Source organism: Thermoanaerobacter sp. CM-CNRG TB177 (assembly GCF_018588165.1).
GTDB classification, from domain to species: Bacteria; Bacillota; Thermoanaerobacteria; order Thermoanaerobacterales; family Thermoanaerobacteraceae; genus Thermoanaerobacter; species Thermoanaerobacter thermocopriae.
This window is the reverse complement of sequence record NZ_JAFCAC010000099.1, coordinates 1-17,804: the sequence shown is the minus strand read 5'-3', so window position 1 is coordinate 17,804 and position 17,804 is coordinate 1. Positions and strand designations below refer to the sequence as shown.

Here is a 17,804-nt window from a genome sequence, read left to right as displayed (position 1 = left end):
AGGCGGATTACGCCTCTTTATACAATTTATTTAGTTCAATAGCAATTTTTGCGCCAACAAAAGCATTGTTTTTAACAAGTTCAATATTAGCTTTTAAACTTTCACCCTGTGTCAAATCTTTTATTTTATCTAATAAAAAGGGTGTTATTTCTTTACCTTTTATATTGCGTTTTTCTGCCTCATCAAGAGCATCTTCTATTGCTTTATCTATATAAGCCTTATCCAAGGCATATTCTTCTGGAATAGGATTTGCAATCAAAACCCCACCTTTTAAGCCTAAATCCCATTTTGTCTTTATAATTTTTGCAGCCTCTATTTCGTCATCAACTTTATAATCAACTTTAAGTCCGCTTTCTCTTGTATAAAAAGCTGGAAATTCCCAAGTTTTAAATCCTACCACAGGAACCCCAAAGGTTTCAAGGTATTCAAGAGTGCGAGAAAGGTCAAGTATTGCCTTCGCACCTGCACATACAACTGCTACATCTGTATTTGCAAGTTCTTGTAAATCGGCTGATATATCAAAGGTTTGTTCTGCTCCTCTGTGAACGCCTCCTATGCCTCCTGTAACAAAAACCTTTATGCCCGCAAGATTTGCGCAAATCATTGTTGCAGAAACTGTAGTCGCTGCACTAAGTCCTTTTGCCAAAACTACGGGTAAATCCCTTCTGCTAGCTTTTAATATTTCTTTTGAAGTTCCCATAAATTCGAGTTCTTCTTCGCTTAAACCAATTTTTATTCTTCCATTTATAATTGCACTTGTAGCAGGTATAGCTCCATGTTCTCTTATAATATTCTCCAAAGTTTTAGCCGTTTCAATGTTTTCAGGATAAGGCATTCCGTGAGATATTATAGTGGATTCAAGTGCAACAACAGGTTTTCCTTCCTCCATTGCTTCTTTAACTTCTTTTGACATATCAATGAACTTATTCATTTTACAATCTCCTTTACTATATTTTTTAATTGATTTTCATTTAAAAATGGATTTACTGTATAAGGTGAGGATATTGTAAGAGATGCCGCAGCAAGACCAAATTTTGCTGATACATCCAGAGGATAGCCATTAAAAATACCATAAACAAGGCCAGCGGTCAAAGCATCTCCTGCACCTGTAGCATCAACAATTTCAGCATCATACGGTTTTATAAATTTTTCAAATTCTGCTGATGAAATATACACGCCTCTTTCTCCTAAAGTTATTATGACATTTTTAACACCTTTTTGTCTTAAATGCTTTACTGCCTTTTTCATATCCTCATCATTTGCTATTTTAACTCCGGATATCGATTCAAGTTCTTCTTTATTTGGAGTTACATAATCGATTTTGTCAAGTACACTCTTTAGTTTTTTCGCCTTATCTATTGAAACGGGCTCTGCCACTACAGGAATATTATTATTGTAGCAAAGCTCCACAATATATTTGATGCTGTCTTCAGGAATATTTGTATCAAAAACTACAATTTCACTATTTTTTATAAATTCCATTTTGGACTCAAGATATTGTATATTTAACTCTTCTAAAATGTCCATTCCTGAAAGAGCCACATCCATATCACCAATTGCATTAAGAATGGCAAGATATATACCTGTACGCCTTGTATTTGAAATTACAATCTGTTCAACATTTACCCCTGCTTGCCTTGTCTCCTCAAGAAGCCTTCTTCCTTCATCATCATTACCTACAACGCTCAAAAGTGTAACAGGTAAGCTAAGCTGTGCAAGGTTGTGAGCAATATTTCGTCCAACACCACCAGGTGCTATGTTTATGTGTCCCGGATTTGAAGTGTGCTTCATAAGCTCTGAATAGGGTTTACCTTTTATATCTATATTTGCTCCTCCAACTACAGTAACACCTTTAAAGTCCCTCACTACATAGCCTCTTCCTAATATAAAGCCCTTTTTCATGAGGTTTGCTATGTGCCCTGCAACAGCTGACCTGCTAATACCCATAAGCTTCGCCAATTCTTCTTGGGAAATCATGGGATTTTTCTTGATTAATCTTAGTATCTCTTTTCCTCTTTGTGTTAATGCCACATTCACACACTCCCAAACAATTATTTGTTTATCAAACATTTGCAAGTATATTATATCACAAAAATGCAAATAAAAAAACTGCTTATTTTAAAAAGCAGTAAAAACATTGTTATCCAGAAAGCATACCAATCTACTTAATAATAAATGATAAAATCACATAGCTGACAATACCAACAACAACAGGTGTAAATAACTTTCTCGTAAAATACGCGGCTATAAATGTCGGTATTGCTGAAAGTAAATATATATTTGAAAAAGCTAGAAATAACCTTCCATCCTTAATGAAAATTACCGGAAATAAAAGAGCTGAAAGAACTGCTACAGGCACATACTCAAGAAACGACTTTACAGCTTGAGGAAGTTCTATTTTAGTTAAGCCATAAACAGGCATAAATCGCGGAATATATGTCACTAAAAACATTCCAATAACACTTATTATAAATTTCGTACCCATTTGTCAAGCAATACCCCCATTCCTGCACCTATTAATGCGGCTACAATGACATTTGTATTTCCCGGTAATACAAACATCAAAGTTATAGACAACAGCCCCGAAAAGACACTTATAAAAACTTTTTTATAACCTGATATTTGCATAAATAGCAAGGCAATATACATTGCTGGAAGTGCAAAATCAAGCCCTATGTTTATAGAGCCTCCTATCAAAGTTGCTGATACAGCACCTAAAAATGAAGCAAATACCCAGGCAGTATATGAGGTTAAAAATAGTTGGTAGAAATATCCTTCAGTGTATTTAGAGTTATTTTGCAAATCTGTAATCGCAACAGCATATGTCTCATCAGTAATAAAAAAAGATAATATTGGTATATGTTTCCTCGATATATGTTTCATATACTGCGACAGCGATGTACTATATAAAAAGTGCCTCAAATTTACTATAAATATTGTAGACACCAGTGTAACAATATTTGTTCCTGCACTAAGCAAACTTATAGCAATAAATTGTGCTGAACCAGCATACACAAAAAGAGACAATGCCACCACTTGTGAAATAGTAAAACCGCTTTTCACACCAACGAGTCCATAAGCAAAGCCTATTGGCAAATACCCTAACACAATAGGTAATGCACTTTTAACTCCATTTATACTCTTTTTAACATCACTATCTACTATCACAATTACCTCACCATCACTAAAAAATATTTATTTTTTAAAAGCAGGAGTGAGCCTCCTGCCTTTAATTATTTCACAACAATATTTACAAGCCTGCCTTTAACAACTATGACCTTCTTTATTTCTTTTCCATCAAGGTAGGATTTTATTTTATCATCTGAAAGTGCAATCCTCTGTACTTCTTCGTCAGGAGCATTTGAAGGAACTTCAAGTCTTCCTCTTACCTTGCCGTTTACCTGCACAGCTATTTCTACAACATCTCTTTGTAGAGCTTTTTCATCCCACTTTGGCCATTTTTGATTGAAAACAGAATATTCATATCCAAGTTTTTCCCACATTTCTTCGGAAAAGTGAGGAGCAAATGGCGCCAAAAGCCTTATTAAATCTGCCACCACATCTTCATAAAATTCGATATTTTTAACTTCCACATCTGTGTCGTATTTATAAAGAGCGTTTACCAGTTCCATTATCCTCGCTATTGCAGTATTAAACTGAAATCTCTCTGCATCTTCTGTCACACTTTTTATAGCATAATGTCTCACATAGTTTAATTCATTTTCATCTTTTCCCATTTCGTCTTTAGTCTTGCCAGGATTGTTTTTTGTCTCTATGAATTTATCTATAAATCTCTCCACTCTATTGACAAATCTGGAAATTGCCTTAATACCATCATCATTCCATGGCCCACCTTCAGAATAAGCAAATCCAAACATCAGATAGAGTCTGAATACATCAGAACCGTATTCTTTAATGTATTCGTCAGGCGAAATGACATTTCCTTTAGATTTACTCATTCTGCTTCCATCAGGGCCCAATATTGTACCTTGATGCACTAATGATTTAAACGGCTCATCAAAGTCAAGATATCCTAAGTCTCTCAAAGCCTTTGTAACAAACCTTGCGTACAAAAGATGCATTGTCGCATGCTCTGCTCCACCTACGTACTTGTCAACAGGCAACATTTTATTTATCCATTCTTTATTGAAAGGCTCTTTGTCGTTTTTGTTATCGGGATATCTTAAAAAGTACCAAGAAGAATCTACAAAAGTGTCAAGAGTATCGGGGTCTCTTAACGCTTTACCTCCACATTTAGGACAAGTTACATTCATAAAGCCCTCATGCTTTTTAAGTGGAGACTCACCTGTTGGAGCAAATTCCACATCATAAGGAAGTAATACTGGCAAATCTTCTTCTGGGACAGGGACTATGCCACACTGTTCACAGTGAATGACAGGTATTGGAGCACCCCAGTATCTCTGCCTTGAAACAAGCCAATCCCTCAATCTGTAATTTACTTTAAACTCTGCTCTACCTTCTTGCTTTAATTTTTCTACAATTTTTATCCTCGCTTCTTCTGATTTCAAACCTGTAAATTCTCCACTGTCTACAAGCTCTCCATATTCGACAAAAGGCAAACTATCGTCTATATCTCCTATTCCTTTTATCACTCTTTTTATAGGAAGGTTGTATTTTGTTGCAAACTCATAATCTCTTTCATCATGGGCAGGAACAGCCATGACACATCCTGTTCCATATGTTGCAAGGACATAGTCTGCTATCCAAATAGGGAGTTTCTCTCCCGTCAGAGGATGAATTGCGTATGCTCCTGTAAATACCCCTGTCTTTTCTTTTTCAGTAGACAACCTTTCAATCTCACTCTGTTTTCTCGCGTATTCTTTATACTCTTCAACAGCTTGTTTATATTCTTCTGTAGTAATTAAATCTACAATTTCGTGTTCTGGCGCAATAACTACATACGTCGCTCCGTATAGCGTGTCAGCTCTTGTAGTAAATACCTTAAATGTCAGGTCTTTTCCGGCTACTTTAAATTCTATCTCTGCTCCATCCGACTTTCCAATCCAATTTCTCTGCATTATTTTTGTCTTCTCAGGCCAATCAAGTTCATCCAGTTTTTCAAGGAGTTCTTCTGCATAAGCAGTTATCTTAAAAAACCACTGAGTCAAATCTTTCTTTGTAACTTCAGTGCCGCACCTTTCACATTTCCCATCTATAACTTGTTCGTTTGCAAGAACAGTTTGACAACTGGGACACCAATTTACTGGAGCTTTTTTTCTATAGGCAAGGCCTGCCTCAAAAAGCTTCAAGAAAATCCACTGCGTCCATTTGTAGTATTCCGGTAAGCAAGTTATTACTTCATAGTCCCAATCAAAAGTCGCCCCCATTTCTTTAAGCTGCTTTTCCATCGTCCTTATATTTTCCATAGTAGAATCATAAGGATGTATTCCCGTCTTTATAGCATAGTTTTCTGCAGGAAGTCCAAAAGCGTCAAATCCCATCGGATGAAAAACTTCATATCCCTGCATTCTTTTCATACGCGCCCAAGAATCAGTAGGTCCATAATTGTACCAATGCCCTACGTGAAGCTTTGCACCCGAAGGATAAGAAAACATTTCAAGGCAATAAAGCTTTTTATCTGCATTTTCAGGATTAAATTTGTAAAGTTTTGTCTCCTCCCATTTTTTTTGCCATTTTCTATCAATTTCAACCGAATACGCCATACCCTCCACCTCTGCATTAAATTTTATTATTTTTCTCTATTAAAAAAAGTCTTTCATCTTTAAGAGACGAAAGACTTGCACTTCCGTGGTACCACTCTTTTTGGCGTAAAGCCCACTTAAACCTGTAACGGCGGTAACCGTGCATACCTACTACACTTCAGTATGCCTGCTCCGTGGCGAGTTTCGGCATCTTAGGCTACCGTTTTGCACCGACCAACGGCTCTCTTAAAGCTTACAATGCCTACTGCTCCACTTCATTGCATTTACAAATTGATTTGTACATTATTTTATTACAAAATAGAAATAAATGCAATATCATTTTAAACAATATTATTGTAAATCAGACACAAGTTGATGGTACTTTGTAAAAAAGTTTCTGTATGTAAGAAAGGTAACACTAAAACAGGAAATCGCTACTGTAGAGGCTAACATAAATGTAACCATTATCTGATATTTAACTGCCTCAATAGGGTCCACTCCTCCCAATATGAGACCTGTCATCATCCCTGGAAGTTGGACGATACCAAGAGTTTTCATACTGTCAACTGTAGGAATCATACCTGTCTTTATCGCTGTCTTTATCACTTTTTGTGCGGCTTGCCTTGAAGTTGCACCAAGTGACAAATACGCTTCTATTTCCTCTGACTTATTTTTTATTTCGTCTTTTAGCCTTGAAACAGCAAGCCCCGATGCCACCATTGCATTACCTATTATCATTCCTGACACAGGTATAACTTCCTGGGGTCTAAAATGTATATTCCCAAATAAAATAAGCAGAGAAATTGTAATCGCGGCACTTAAGGCAATTGAAAAAGTGATAAAATAAAAAACATTCGGTATTCCCTTCCCTCTCTTTGAAGCATTATTTCCAGCAACTACTATCATTAAAGTCACCATTGCCAAGGTAAATAAAGCATTATTTGCAGAAAATATGTAGTGTAAAATGTATCCCACTATTGCAAGCTGCACAACTGCTCTTATAGTACCTATAACTATTTCTTTTTCAATCCCCAGCTTTTGGTAATAAGAAATAAAAATTGATATTATCACAAGACTTGACGCCAATGTCAAAGACAATACACTCATTTAACCTTCCTCCTTTAACTTGCTTTGTATAAACAATTTTGTAATTTCATTTTGGGGATTTGTGAAAAAATCGTAAGTTTTTGCATATTCTACTAATATCCCTTTGTTAAGCAGTGCTGTGTAATCCCCAATGCGCTTAGCCTGCTCCATGTTATGAGTTATCCAAATAACCGTCAGATTCATTTCTTCCTTCAGCTTAACTATTAATTCTTCTATTATTTCTGTAGAGGTAGGATCAAGGGCTGATGTAGGTTCATCAAGTAAAAGAGCTTCAGGATTATTTGCAAGAGTTCTCGCTATAGAAACTCTTTGCTGTTCCCCTCCTGATAAATTTTTCACATCTCTTGTAGCATACTCATTATTCAATCCTACAATGCTCAAATAATACTCCACGTTTATATTTTTTTCGCCTTTAAGCATTGGACCATACTCAATATTGTCTTTAACTGTTCCTTCAAAAAGATGAGGCTGCTGAAAAACCATTCCAATTCTTCTTCTTAAGTCTATCACATCTATTGTTTTAATATCCACGTCGTCTATTAAAATACTGCCATGGGTTGGATCTATCAATCGGTTTATCAGTTTAATCAGCGTCGATTTTCCAGCTCCAGAAGGGCCGACAATAGTATGTATTGCTCCACCTTCAAACTTTACAGAAATGTCTTTTAATATCTCTTTTCCAAAACTACTGTAACTTACCTCTTTAAATTCTATTTTATTCACATAAATCACCTCTATTGTAACAACTGTTACATTTATATTTAAATTGTATCTCTATCTTTCATTAAAGTCAACAAAGTAAAAAATTCTTTGCAACTTTGATATTTATTTGACATTCTTTTGTTAAAGTAATAAAATATAATTGACAATATGAGGTAATTATTTCCCTATGCTATCCTGAACCGAACATTGCGAGGCGAAGATTCCCAGACAAGAAAGGAAAGGAGGCGATTTGTGTGAATGTAAAATTCATAACAAGAACCGCTATTTTACTCGCCATCACTTTAATATTTCAGTTCTTAAAAATGCCCCAACTAATAACAGGTTCTATCGTTAATGCAATGCTTTTAATCGCTGCTGGAACTGTAGGAATGTGGTCAGGAGTTATAATAGGACTTTTAACACCGGTAATTGCATTTTTGGTAGGCATAATGGGATTTCCTTTAATGATTCCTTTCATAATGATTGGCAATGGAGTATATGTAATACTTTTTTCAACGCAAAAAAACAAAGTAATAGGAATGATACTAGGTGCTGTAGTTAAGTTTATATGGCTTGCTTTATCAGTAAAATATATAATGCAGCTGTTCAATGTAAAAGTTCCATTAAAAATTGTACAGGCTTTTACAACACCCCAGCTTATAACAGCACTCATAGGAGGTATACTGGGAATTATAGTAATTGCATTGCTTGAAAATTACTTCAAAAAAGCGAAAGAACAATAATAAAAACAAGGGGAGAAAGTTTTATTCTCCCCTTGTTTGGTAAACTAATCCGGAGGCTTTTTATTTTCTGCAAGACCTATAGTAGCAACTACTATCATTAAAGCACCATCAATCGGTTCTGGTTTAAAAAATTTTATATATGCTTCTTTAAATCGCAATATTTGCCGCAACACCACCTTGGAATACAAAAACCGGCCTCAATTTTCTTCCTCTTACAAGGTTGTTCATATAATTTCTTACAAGCGCTTTTGAAAGACCTCTTAATATTTCCGCTTTACTAAAACCGTATTGCTGTTTCGAAATCATATCAGATTCTGCAAAGACTGTACATCTACCTGCGATTCTCACTTCTCGTTTTGCAGTCAACGCAATTTCTCCAAACTCCTCAATTTTTATTCCGAGTCTTTGCGCCTGGTGGTCAAGAAACGACCCTGTACCAGCAGCACAAACTGTATTCATAGCAAAATCAGCTATTGTCCCATCATTTATAATAATAAGTTTGGAGTCCTGTCCACCAATTTCAAAAATAGTACTAACATCTGGATGAAAGTGTAATGTAGCAGTAGCATGGGCAGTGATCTCATTTTTTACTACATCGGCACCAAGGACATATCCAAGAAGCTGTCTACCACTTCCAGTTACGCCAACCCCACCTATTTCTTTATTTGCCAATTCATTGTGTAATTTTGCTAGCTCATCCTTTACAGTGTCAATTGGTTGCCCAACATTTCTTACGTACGACTTGAATAAGACCTCGTTATTTTCATCAATGGCTACAACATTTATACTTACTGACCCTACATCAACACCAATATATATTTTCTCCACTTTTGTCTACCTCGCTATCCTTTTTCTGTGTTTTTTTAGTTTTATAACATCTAAAAAAGCTTCTATTCTCGTTAATACATTGGCAATCGCCATTTGCTCATCTACAGAAAGTGACAAAATTGGATAGTCATACTCTCTCATTATTTTATCTATCACACTTTGAGAAATAAGTTCTGGTAAACATCCAAAGGGTTTCAAGTGAATAACTCCATCAAATCCTCTTTCCATAAAATCAATTATTGCACCGACAGATTGCTTAGCATGGCCTCCAATTATTATCTCTATGTATTTTTCAGCTTTTTTCAAAATCTCGTGCTCTTTCTCCTTGTAAGAAGGCAAAGGTATCAAATTAAAATCAATCCATTCAGAAATATAATGGGACCTTTCAACCTCTGCACCATAACTATTTAAAACTTCTTCTATATTGCCATTTACAGAAGGTTCCATAACCACATATATTTCTCCCACTATTCCTATTCTAATTCTTTCTTCTTCCGGAACTTCACAAGTTTTTATACTATTTAATCTTTTAATAGCTTTTTCCTCAATGACTTTCACATCTTCAGAAGTTTTTATCTTTCTATACTCTTCTGCAATCTCATGCCATGCTTTAGTAAATTCACCTTTATTGCATTCATAAGCTCTTTTAACTTCAACAATTTTTTCTACTTTGTCCATAGATTTAGCCATATCGTAAACAGTTTTTACAGTTTTGAGAACTTTTCCCCAAGAATTATTACCTTTTATTTTTTTCACATTATCCATAAATCCCTTTAAATCTCTTTTAGGTTCGCCAAATATTATAAATTCAATGTCATAACCCATATTTTTGAGTATTTTCTTTTGAGCTTCTCCATAATAGCCCGCTCTGCAGGGACCATTCCCGCCAGAAGTTACTATATATAGTATCTGCTCCTAATTCGATAGCTTCAAGATACGTGCCTAAAATAACTTTTAGAGGAAAACAAGCAAATTCAGGGCTATATTTTACACCATAATTTATCGTTTTTTGAGACGGTCTCGGTGGCGTTACAACTTCGTGGCCAAGCAAACTAAACAATTTTTCATATATATAAGGCGAACCCATATAGGGAAATGTTATCTTCACTCAAATCACGCCTTCCTTAGACTTTTCTTCAGCTATAACAGAATCTTTATGCTTTTTTAACTTGATAAGGTCAGTAAAGGCCTCAACTCGTGTAATTATATGACTTTCACCTGTTTGCTCATCAATCCTTAAAGTCATAAAAGGTTTTTTATATTTTTCAGAATCTATAATTAAAAAAGGCTCAAGAATTGAATCAGGACCACAACCAAAGGCGGTAATATGAACAATACCGTCAATGTCGTCTCTTTCCATAAACTCATAAGCCGTACCTAAAAGCATATTAGTAAATTCCCAAAACATATTCTTTTTAAATTTTTTTAACTGCCGTTGTATTACCTTTTCTTCCATCATATCAAAAGTCACAACTTTTATGTTGAGCTTGCGAAAAACATTAAGCAAATCCATATTAACAAATCTATCATAAACATTATATACATAACCAATTAGACCTATAGTAATATCGCCATCATATTTTTTTGGTTCTTCATTTGTCAAAAGCTCATTTAAATCATAGCCTTGCTTATTTAAAACTCTAAACTCAAGCCATTTACTTCGAGCTTTCTTTAAAGCATTTTTTAAATCTCTTCTACTCACCCCTAATTTGTCAATAAAGACTGTGTAATTATGAAATTCCGCTATATCCGTACTCTTTGCTACTATACTATGGGTTAGAATTTTATCCTCAATGCCATCAAAAAGCCCTTTGATCATATCAGGTAATCCCATAAATTTAGGGCACATAAAAATACCTCTTCTCAAACTTACAAACCTTGGAATATATATATAATCAACATTTTTATCTAGCAAGTTTAAAATATGTCCTGTATATACTTTCATAGGTACGCATATTTCAGCAACTGCCTCTTTCACACCGGCATCTAAAACACTCTTTGAAGTATCACCAGATGTGACCACCTCAAAACCGAGGCTTTCAAAAAGAGTTTTCCAGAAAGGATAATAAAAATAATACATTAAGGCTTTTGGAATACCAATTTTCATTATTTGTTCTCCTCTCCTAAAAACATCCTATATCATATTTTAACTACTTCAGTCACTCTTTTCTACTCCCCTTACAAAAATTTCTATGGTTTTTTTGACAAATTCACTATCTCCAAAGCCAATTAACTTGTTACCATAAGAAACATTCATTAAAATAAAGCCGAAATTCAGTGACATAAAAGCAAAGGCTAAAAGTTCAAAATTATCGGTATTTAATAATCCCTTCTCATACATTTTTTCAAAATATTTTATCAAAACTTCTTTAAAACCTTTCGGAATCTTCATCAAATATTCTTTCACTTCTTCAAAAATCTCTGGACTCCTCAGACCCATCATGATTTTAGCCTTTTCCTCTGTAAAGTTTTTATGATATTCATGTGCCAGCATAATTAGGTCTTCTTTTAAATTCCATGTACATTTGTCCAATATTTTTTCATTTACAGGTTTTAATAATTCTAGCTCTTTTAATGCATAAAGCACTATATCTTTTTTGCTTCCAAAACATCTAAAAATCGTCACTTCATTTACTCCTGCTTCTTCTGCAATATTTTTAGTAGTAGCAGATTTATATCCCTTTTCAGAAATCAATTTTAAAGTAGACACAACTATTCTTTCCTTTACTGAATCGCCCATTAAAACACCTCACAACAGTATGCAAGTAATTGCTTGCATACATATTATAACATATCTTTGCCATAAAACAAAAATGCTCTTTATTTATCTTCTTTCCTTATCAATCCAACACTCATACATCTTTTATTCTTTTCCCTTTGATTAACTAATTATTTCAACACTATAAACAATATATAAAAATATAACTTCGATTACCGCCAAATATTTAATTAAGCAGCAATCGAAGTTTATCATAGTTACTTTACTATACAAATCAACTTCCACTTTTCTCATCCTTCCATATAGATTATATTCGATTTTCCAAATATAGTTAAGTTAATTTTTTGTCAATTTAATCTTTGGGCTACTTTAAGCAAATATTCCTTAAAAAATTCTTCTTCATAATCTAAAAGTTCTGTATCGACATTTTCTATTGTATCTGTATACCAGTGGTAATTTCCTAGTCTGCCCTTTTCATCTTTTGCAAGAAACGCTATTGCATCAAATCCAGCGGCCATTGCTGGAAGAGCATCTGTAGGAAGGAGCAAATTTTTCATCTTTTGAACTTTGTCAGCGTGACCTTTTGCCATGTCCTCTGCTACGTCAAACAACAATTCACTCGCTCTTTTATAAAATACCATTCCTTCTCCCTCAAGATATGTAATTTTTCCACTTCCAAGATTGTCAAGTATTATAAATTGTGTATCTTTAGGAAGCTTTTTACCATACTTCTTTATAAAATTTTTCATCCCTCTTTCCCCAGCTTCTTCACTGCCAGTAAACAAGAATATTACATCCACATTGTCAGGAAATTTATCTTTGTTATTTATGTAGCAATTAGCCAATGCCAAAGTAAGAGCTGTCCCTGTCCCATTGTCATTAGCCCCCTGTGTGTATCTACCTGTCACTTCACATATAGCCATAAATATTACAGTTACAAAAACAATAAAAAGCCCAAGATACAACGAGATATAAGCTATAACATTAAGTTTTAAGGCTTTTAGCAAAATCCCAATAGGAACTAACCCAAATCCTACATAACAAATGTTATAAATAATACTCAGTTTATCTACAATTTTAGGATGAAACATAAGACTTCCTCTTTGCGTATCATAATGAGCTGATACAATTATTCTTTTGCTGCGGCTTTCATCAAAAGTTGTAAAAACATTTTGAGACAAATGCCTTGGCATTATGCTTGTTTCAATTGGCTTACCACTTACTTCTAATAGCAAAAGACTTATTGCAAATAAACTGAGTAAAAATGCTGCTATTTCTAAAGGTCTACCGTACATCAATGAGAATAAGCCGCAAATAAATAGCAAAACACCCACTTGTAAAGGAAGCATATAGAGATTATCTCTTGTAGTTTTAAAAGTCTGGATTTCAACTTTATAACCCATCTTTTTTAATTCATTTAAAATATAGTCTGCAGCTTGCTTTTCATTTTTTGTTGCGGAACCTCTATGTCCAAACTTAGTCAATTCTTTTAAATAGTAAATACTTTTCAAATTAAAAGCCCCCTTTCAATAGAATACTTATATTATGTATTTTTTACTGCGCTACATGCTCAATTTATTATCACTCATTATAAAGCGCTTTACCTATATGCTATTTTAGCTATACTTTCAAAATATTGTTAATATCCGACCTCCATTTATCTTAATAATACCACATTTGTAAAAAAAGCATACTCGAAAGCCAGGCTTTCAAGTATGCTTTAAATTTTTTATGGCCTCCCATTTCCTCTGTTCGGAAAAAGTTTTTGCAAAATATTCGAGTTCGAGTTGGTATCTTGTGTATTATCAGGATTTGTCTGAGTATTGCCATTATTATTAGGTGGTGTATTGGGTAATTGTTCATCAGGAGGCTGTGCGTTGTTGTTATTATTATCAGAAGACGGCTGCTGGCTATTATCAGGCGGCACAGTTTCATTAGTAGGTTCATTATTTTCTGGCAATATTGAAGTTGTGTCATCATATTCTGTCGGTACTACATACTTGCCATCTCGTGCCACCGCATTTTGCTCTGGTGTTCTTCCTGGTGGATCTATAAATACAGCATCTTTTACTAGGTCAGGAGGCGTTAAGTCAGTTGCAAGTTTTCCGTTTTGAGAATTTATTTTTACTGCAACATGAACACTGCAATAGGTAGTAGGCTGAGTACCCTGTGCAAAAATTTCAGTATAGGCTCTACCACCTCTAGGATCCAAATGACATAAATCTGTAGGAAGTTCTCCTGAATCTTTACATACTGTGGCAGAAATAATTCCTGGTGGTCTTACAAAATCTTTATATGGCAAATCTTTGTGTATTTGAAGCATCACTGTCTTCCATAACTGGGCAGGGTAAGTGCCTCCTACTACGTTTCTACCCGTTCTACTATCGTATAGTGATATGGAATTGTTATCATACCCCATCCACACAGTAGCAACATAATAAGGTGTAAATCCTGAAAACCATGCATTAGTGTACTTATCAGTAGTACCAGTTTTGCCAGCAACAGGCATATTGGGAAGTTTTGCACGAGAACCTGTCCCGTATTTTACAACGTCTTGCATCATGCTTGTCAATATATAGGCACTTTGCTCGCTTAAAACTACATGTCGTAAGGGTTTATTTTCTAAAATTAAGTTCCCTTCAGAATCTGTGACTTTCGTAAAAGTAATAGGTGTTGTATATACTCCCCCATTTGCAATTGCTCCATAAGCAGCAGCCTCCTGAAGAGGCGTGATACCCTTGTAAAGTCCTCCAAGAGCAAGAGCAGGCAAATACATGTCGTTGTCAGTTATAGTAAGTCCAAATTTTTTACCGTAGTTTGCAGAAGTAGCTATACCTATCCTATCAACAACTTTGACAGCTGGGACGTTTAAGGAATCAGTCAAGGCTTCCCTCAACGTTACAAGTCCTCTATAGGTAGAACTTTCATAATTGTGAGGGGTCCAATTACCAAAACTCGTTGGAACATCATCAACTACTGTTGCTGCTGTAAGACCACTTTCCAAAGCCGGGCCATAAACCGTCAGAGGTTTTATTGAAGAACCCGGTTGTCTATAAGCTTGAGTTGCCCTATTGAATCCTCTAACTATATTTGAGGAATCCCGTCCTCCAACAATTCCCTTAACCTCTCCTGTTTTCCAATCCATTACAACCATTGCACCCTGAACTTCTTCTTTAATCTTTGAATTAACGGGAAAAAGTTCTGGGTTTTTAAAAGCTTCTTCAATATAACTTTGTATTTTTAAATCCATTGTTGAATAAATTCTGAGTCCTCCATTGTATATTTTGTTTATTGCTTCGTCATGAGAAATACTGAGTTTTTTAGACAATTCCTCTGCTACATCATTTATAACTTGGTCTATAAAATATTTATGGTCATATGTGGTAAAATCCGTTTTCTTAAATTCCAATTTTTCTGCTATTGCTTCATCATACTGTTCTTTAGTAATATAACCTTGTTCAAGCATTTTCTGTAAAACAAGATGTTGTCTTTTTGTAGCAGCCTCTAAATTGGCATAAGGTGAATACAGTGACGGGTTATTAGTAATGCCAGCAATCATAGCACACTCGGCTAAACTTAACTGGCTTACATCTTTGCCAAAATAAGCTAATGCTGCTGCTTGAACGCCATAAGCATTTACGTCAGGTCCTCCAAGGTATATGGTGTTGAGATAAGCTTCAAGTATTTGCTGTTTCGAATATTTTTGTTCCAGTTGCCACGCAAGAATAGCCTCTTGTATTTTTCTTGTGAGCGTCTTCTCACTAGAAAGCATAGTATTTTTTACAAGCTGTTGTGTTATAGTACTTGCTCCTTGAACTGGTTTGCCTCCTGCTTTAATATCAGCAATAAGGGCTCCAATGATTCTTTTAGGATCAATCCCTAAATTATTTTTATAAAACCTTTGGTCTTCTATAGCAACAAAAGCATTCTGCAAATCTTTAGGTATTTTTTCTATAGGAACCCATAGCCTATTGTCAGCACCATGAAGTATTGCAACTCTCTGCCACTGACCATTGCTGTCCTTTGCATACACAATGGAGGATTGCCTTTGCGCTGTTAAAGCCTCTTGCGAAATCGGAGGAGTATTTTTAATTATAGCTAAAACTTTTCCTCCAATTGCCCCAATCCCAGCAAATATTAAAATTATGACAGCATATATTATAAACTTTAAAATGACCACTGCCGTACTTTTATTTTTCCCCTTTACTTTATGCTTTTTCCTTTCACTACGCTTTAAATTTGCGTTATTATTCATATTGATCCCCCATATTAAAAATTACTAATTTCTACTGTGCCATATTGATTATATCACAAATTATATCAATTTTTTATGACCAATTTGTAACAAATTATTAATTAATAATAAAAAAATATAAAAATCTATAAAAAAGCCAGTCAATAAATGACTGACTCTTTGAAAGATTACTTTGCTAATTTATATATATTAATGACATCTTCCTTTCCTAGTTTTACAAAATTACCAATCTTTTTGTTGCCATTGTCTGTACACTTATTGGCCATCTCTTCAAATCTGTCATCAGAAATACCTGCTTCTTTGAGCGTAACAGGAAGACCAATCTCTTTAAAAAATTCCGTCATGCGCTTTATGCCTTCTAATGCTATATCTTCGAGATTTTCATAAGGTAGGTCCACATCCCATACTCTTACAGCAAATTGTACAAAGCGATTTATATTATGCTTGTATACGTACTTCATCCAGGCTGGAAAGACAATCGCAAGTCCTGCACCATGGGCAATATCGTAAATAGCACTTAATTCATGTTCAATTTTATGGGAAGCCCAATCTCCTATTCTTCCTGTGCTTAGTAAGTCATTGTGTGCAATGGTACCAGCCCACATAATTTCTGCCCTTGCATTATAATTTGTGGGATCTTTTAGTACTATACGCACATTATTTATAACAGTTTTTAAAGTAGCTTCACAAAGCCTATCAGTCAAATCAACATTTTTGACATTTGTAAAATACCTTTCCATTACGTGTGCCATAATGTCTGCAACACCACAGGCCGTTTGATAATTGGGTAATGTATATGTAAGCTCTGGATTCATAATTGCAAACTTAGGTCTTATCAAGTCATGGTGAAATCCTCTTTTGTACCATCCGTTTTCATTTGTAATAACTGTAGCATCACTCGCTTCACTTCCTGTTGCAGGAATAGTTAAAATTACACCTACAGGTAAGGCCCTTTCAAGCTTCGCTTTTCCTACAAAAAAGTCCCACACATTGCCATCATAGGGTACACCCATTGCAATAGCCTTTGCAGTGTCAATGACACTTCCTCCACCAACAGCTAAGATAAAATCGATATTGTTTTCTCGGCATAATTTTATTCCTTCCTGCACAAGACCAAGCCTTGGATTAGGCTTTACACCTGACAGCTCTATAAACTCAATCCCAGCCTCTTTTAAAGAATCTACAACTTTATCATATAAACCAGTCTTCTTTATGCTTCCTCCCCCATAACAAAGCAGCACTTTACTGCTGTAATTTTTTACCTCTTCACCCACTTGATGTTCTGTTCCCTTACCAAAAATAATTTTTGTAGGGCTTGAAAAAACAAAGTTCTCCATAAAACCACTCCCCTGAAAGTTTTTTATCGTGTTGCCATATGTGAAGTTATCAAGATGTCAAAACACATTAATAAAAATGTCCTTTAGAAAATTATAACACAAAGGGAGAAAATAATGAAATATGAAAATAAGGAAATTTTTGTTAATAATTATAAATTGCAATCCTCAATTTTATCCGATGCATAGCAAACCATTCTTCCATAATCATTTTTTTAATTATATCGACGACTTGTTTTGCAAATTGTTTTGTATAAGACGATAGTGTCAAGATACTGTAGGATTTTTTTAAGACAACCCCTGGAATTTACTTAATTCAGGGCTTCGTCTTATCATGTTTTTTATATGACTTGTGCATATTTTATTGCTCTTAAAATCCTGTATATTGGCGTTACTTTCCCTATATTCAAAACCGTAATATTATTTATCTTTTCATTTGTAGACGTTTTAACT

General features: G+C 34.7%; 14 protein-coding genes, 2 pseudogenes and 1 other annotated feature. Of the genes and pseudogenes, 1 reads left to right on the top strand and 15 read right to left on the bottom strand.

Annotation, left to right across the window (positions count from 1 at the left end; all coding sequences use genetic code 11):
- Positions 1-7: 7 nt before the first annotated feature.
- The 7 genes from I4N53_RS11320 to I4N53_RS11290 all read right to left on the bottom strand — a co-directional run bounded on the left by I4N53_RS11320 (position 8) and on the right by I4N53_RS11290 (position 7,493).
- A complete protein-coding gene (locus tag I4N53_RS11320; protein ID WP_214496286.1) occupies positions 8-931 on the bottom strand; it encodes a pseudouridine-5'-phosphate glycosidase in 924 nt (307 codons plus the stop codon).
- Positions 928-2,031 (bottom strand): PfkB family carbohydrate kinase, encoded by a 1,104-nt coding sequence (locus I4N53_RS11315; protein ID WP_214496285.1) that lies wholly within the window; start codon positions 2,029-2,031, stop codon positions 928-930. Before I4N53_RS11315 ends, I4N53_RS11320 begins: the two co-directional genes overlap by 4 nt.
- Before the next feature lie 130 nt (positions 2,032-2,161).
- Positions 2,162-2,485 carry an AzlD domain-containing protein gene (locus tag I4N53_RS11310; protein ID WP_214496284.1) on the bottom strand — a complete coding sequence of 108 codons (324 nt, stop codon included), beginning with the start codon at positions 2,483-2,485 and terminating at the stop codon, positions 2,162-2,164.
- On the bottom strand, positions 2,467-3,168 hold the full coding sequence (locus tag I4N53_RS11305) for an AzlC family ABC transporter permease (protein WP_214496283.1): 702 nt from the start codon (positions 3,166-3,168) through the stop codon (positions 2,467-2,469). The genes I4N53_RS11310 and I4N53_RS11305 overlap by 19 nt, the downstream gene beginning before the upstream one ends.
- Before the next feature lie 65 nt (positions 3,169-3,233).
- The gene (leuS, locus tag I4N53_RS11300; RefSeq protein ID WP_214496282.1) at positions 3,234-5,684 is read right to left on the bottom strand and encodes a leucine--tRNA ligase; all 2,451 of its coding nucleotides are present in this window, start codon (positions 5,682-5,684) and stop codon (positions 3,234-3,236) included.
- A 59-nt stretch (positions 5,685-5,743) separates the two neighbouring features.
- Positions 5,744-5,951 (bottom strand) — a binding site (T-box leader).
- 63 nt (positions 5,952-6,014) lie between these two features.
- Positions 6,015-6,770, bottom strand: coding sequence for an iron export ABC transporter permease subunit FetB (fetB, locus tag I4N53_RS11295; RefSeq protein WP_214496281.1), 756 nt, complete (start codon positions 6,768-6,770; stop codon positions 6,015-6,017).
- A complete protein-coding gene (locus I4N53_RS11290) occupies positions 6,771-7,493 on the bottom strand; it encodes an ATP-binding cassette domain-containing protein (RefSeq protein WP_214496280.1) in 723 nt (240 codons plus the stop codon).
- Positions 7,494-7,726: 233 nt separating this feature from the next.
- Here I4N53_RS11290 and I4N53_RS11285 point away from each other — a divergent pair, with 233 nt between their 5' ends.
- Positions 7,727-8,215 carry an ECF transporter S component gene (locus I4N53_RS11285; RefSeq protein WP_214496279.1) on the top strand — a complete coding sequence of 163 codons (489 nt, stop codon included), beginning with the start codon at positions 7,727-7,729 and terminating at the stop codon, positions 8,213-8,215.
- A gap of 150 nt (positions 8,216-8,365) precedes the next feature.
- Here the strand turns inward: I4N53_RS11285 and I4N53_RS11280 are convergent.
- The 8 genes and pseudogenes from I4N53_RS11280 to I4N53_RS11245 form a co-directional block, all read right to left on the bottom strand.
- Positions 8,366-9,043: pseudogene (locus I4N53_RS11280) on the bottom strand (acyl-CoA dehydratase activase); the annotation flags it as partial.
- 6 nt (positions 9,044-9,049) lie between these two features.
- Positions 9,050-10,151: pseudogene (locus tag I4N53_RS11275) on the bottom strand (2-hydroxyacyl-CoA dehydratase).
- Positions 10,152-11,150 (bottom strand): acyl-CoA dehydratase activase-related protein, encoded by a 999-nt coding sequence (locus I4N53_RS11270; protein ID WP_012994428.1) that lies wholly within the window; start codon positions 11,148-11,150, stop codon positions 10,152-10,154.
- Between the two features lie 48 nt (positions 11,151-11,198).
- Positions 11,199-11,783, bottom strand: a complete 585-nt coding sequence (locus I4N53_RS11265) for a TetR/AcrR family transcriptional regulator (RefSeq protein ID WP_214496278.1) — start codon at positions 11,781-11,783, stop codon at positions 11,199-11,201.
- 326 nt (positions 11,784-12,109) lie between these two features.
- Positions 12,110-13,273 carry a M28 family metallopeptidase gene (locus I4N53_RS11260; protein WP_214496277.1) on the bottom strand — a complete coding sequence of 388 codons (1,164 nt, stop codon included), beginning with the start codon at positions 13,271-13,273 and terminating at the stop codon, positions 12,110-12,112.
- Positions 13,274-13,491: 218 nt separating this feature from the next.
- Positions 13,492-16,017 carry a transglycosylase domain-containing protein gene (locus tag I4N53_RS11255; RefSeq protein ID WP_013149747.1) on the bottom strand — a complete coding sequence of 842 codons (2,526 nt, stop codon included), beginning with the start codon at positions 16,015-16,017 and terminating at the stop codon, positions 13,492-13,494.
- A gap of 167 nt (positions 16,018-16,184) precedes the next feature.
- Positions 16,185-17,354 carry an iron-containing alcohol dehydrogenase gene (locus I4N53_RS11250; RefSeq protein ID WP_013149746.1) on the bottom strand — a complete coding sequence of 390 codons (1,170 nt, stop codon included), beginning with the start codon at positions 17,352-17,354 and terminating at the stop codon, positions 16,185-16,187.
- A 338-nt stretch (positions 17,355-17,692) separates the two neighbouring features.
- Positions 17,693-17,804: UPF0236 family protein (locus tag I4N53_RS11245; RefSeq protein WP_214496306.1), on the bottom strand; the 112-nt coding region annotated here is incomplete at its 5' end.

Excerpts from the sequence above, each read along its gene's own strand:
- fetB (WP_214496281.1), bottom strand. The coding sequence starts at position 6,770 with ATGAGTGTATTGTCTTTGACATTGGCGTCAAGTCTTGTGATAATATCA.
- I4N53_RS11255 (WP_013149747.1), bottom strand. The coding sequence starts at position 16,017 with ATGAATAATAACGCAAATTTAAAGCGTAGTGAAAGGAAAAAGCATAAA.
- I4N53_RS11250 (WP_013149746.1), bottom strand. The coding sequence starts at position 17,354 with ATGGAGAACTTTGTTTTTTCAAGCCCTACAAAAATTATTTTTGGTAAG.
- leuS (WP_214496282.1), bottom strand. The coding sequence starts at position 5,684 with ATGGCGTATTCGGTTGAAATTGATAGAAAATGGCAAAAAAAATGGGAG.
- I4N53_RS11320 (WP_214496286.1), bottom strand. The coding sequence starts at position 931 with ATGAATAAGTTCATTGATATGTCAAAAGAAGTTAAAGAAGCAATGGAG.
- I4N53_RS11270 (WP_012994428.1), bottom strand. The coding sequence starts at position 11,150 with ATGAAAATTGGTATTCCAAAAGCCTTAATGTATTATTTTTATTATCCT.
- I4N53_RS11310 (WP_214496284.1), bottom strand. The coding sequence starts at position 2,485 with ATGGGTACGAAATTTATAATAAGTGTTATTGGAATGTTTTTAGTGACA.
- I4N53_RS11265 (WP_214496278.1), bottom strand. The coding sequence starts at position 11,783 with ATGGGCGATTCAGTAAAGGAAAGAATAGTTGTGTCTACTTTAAAATTG.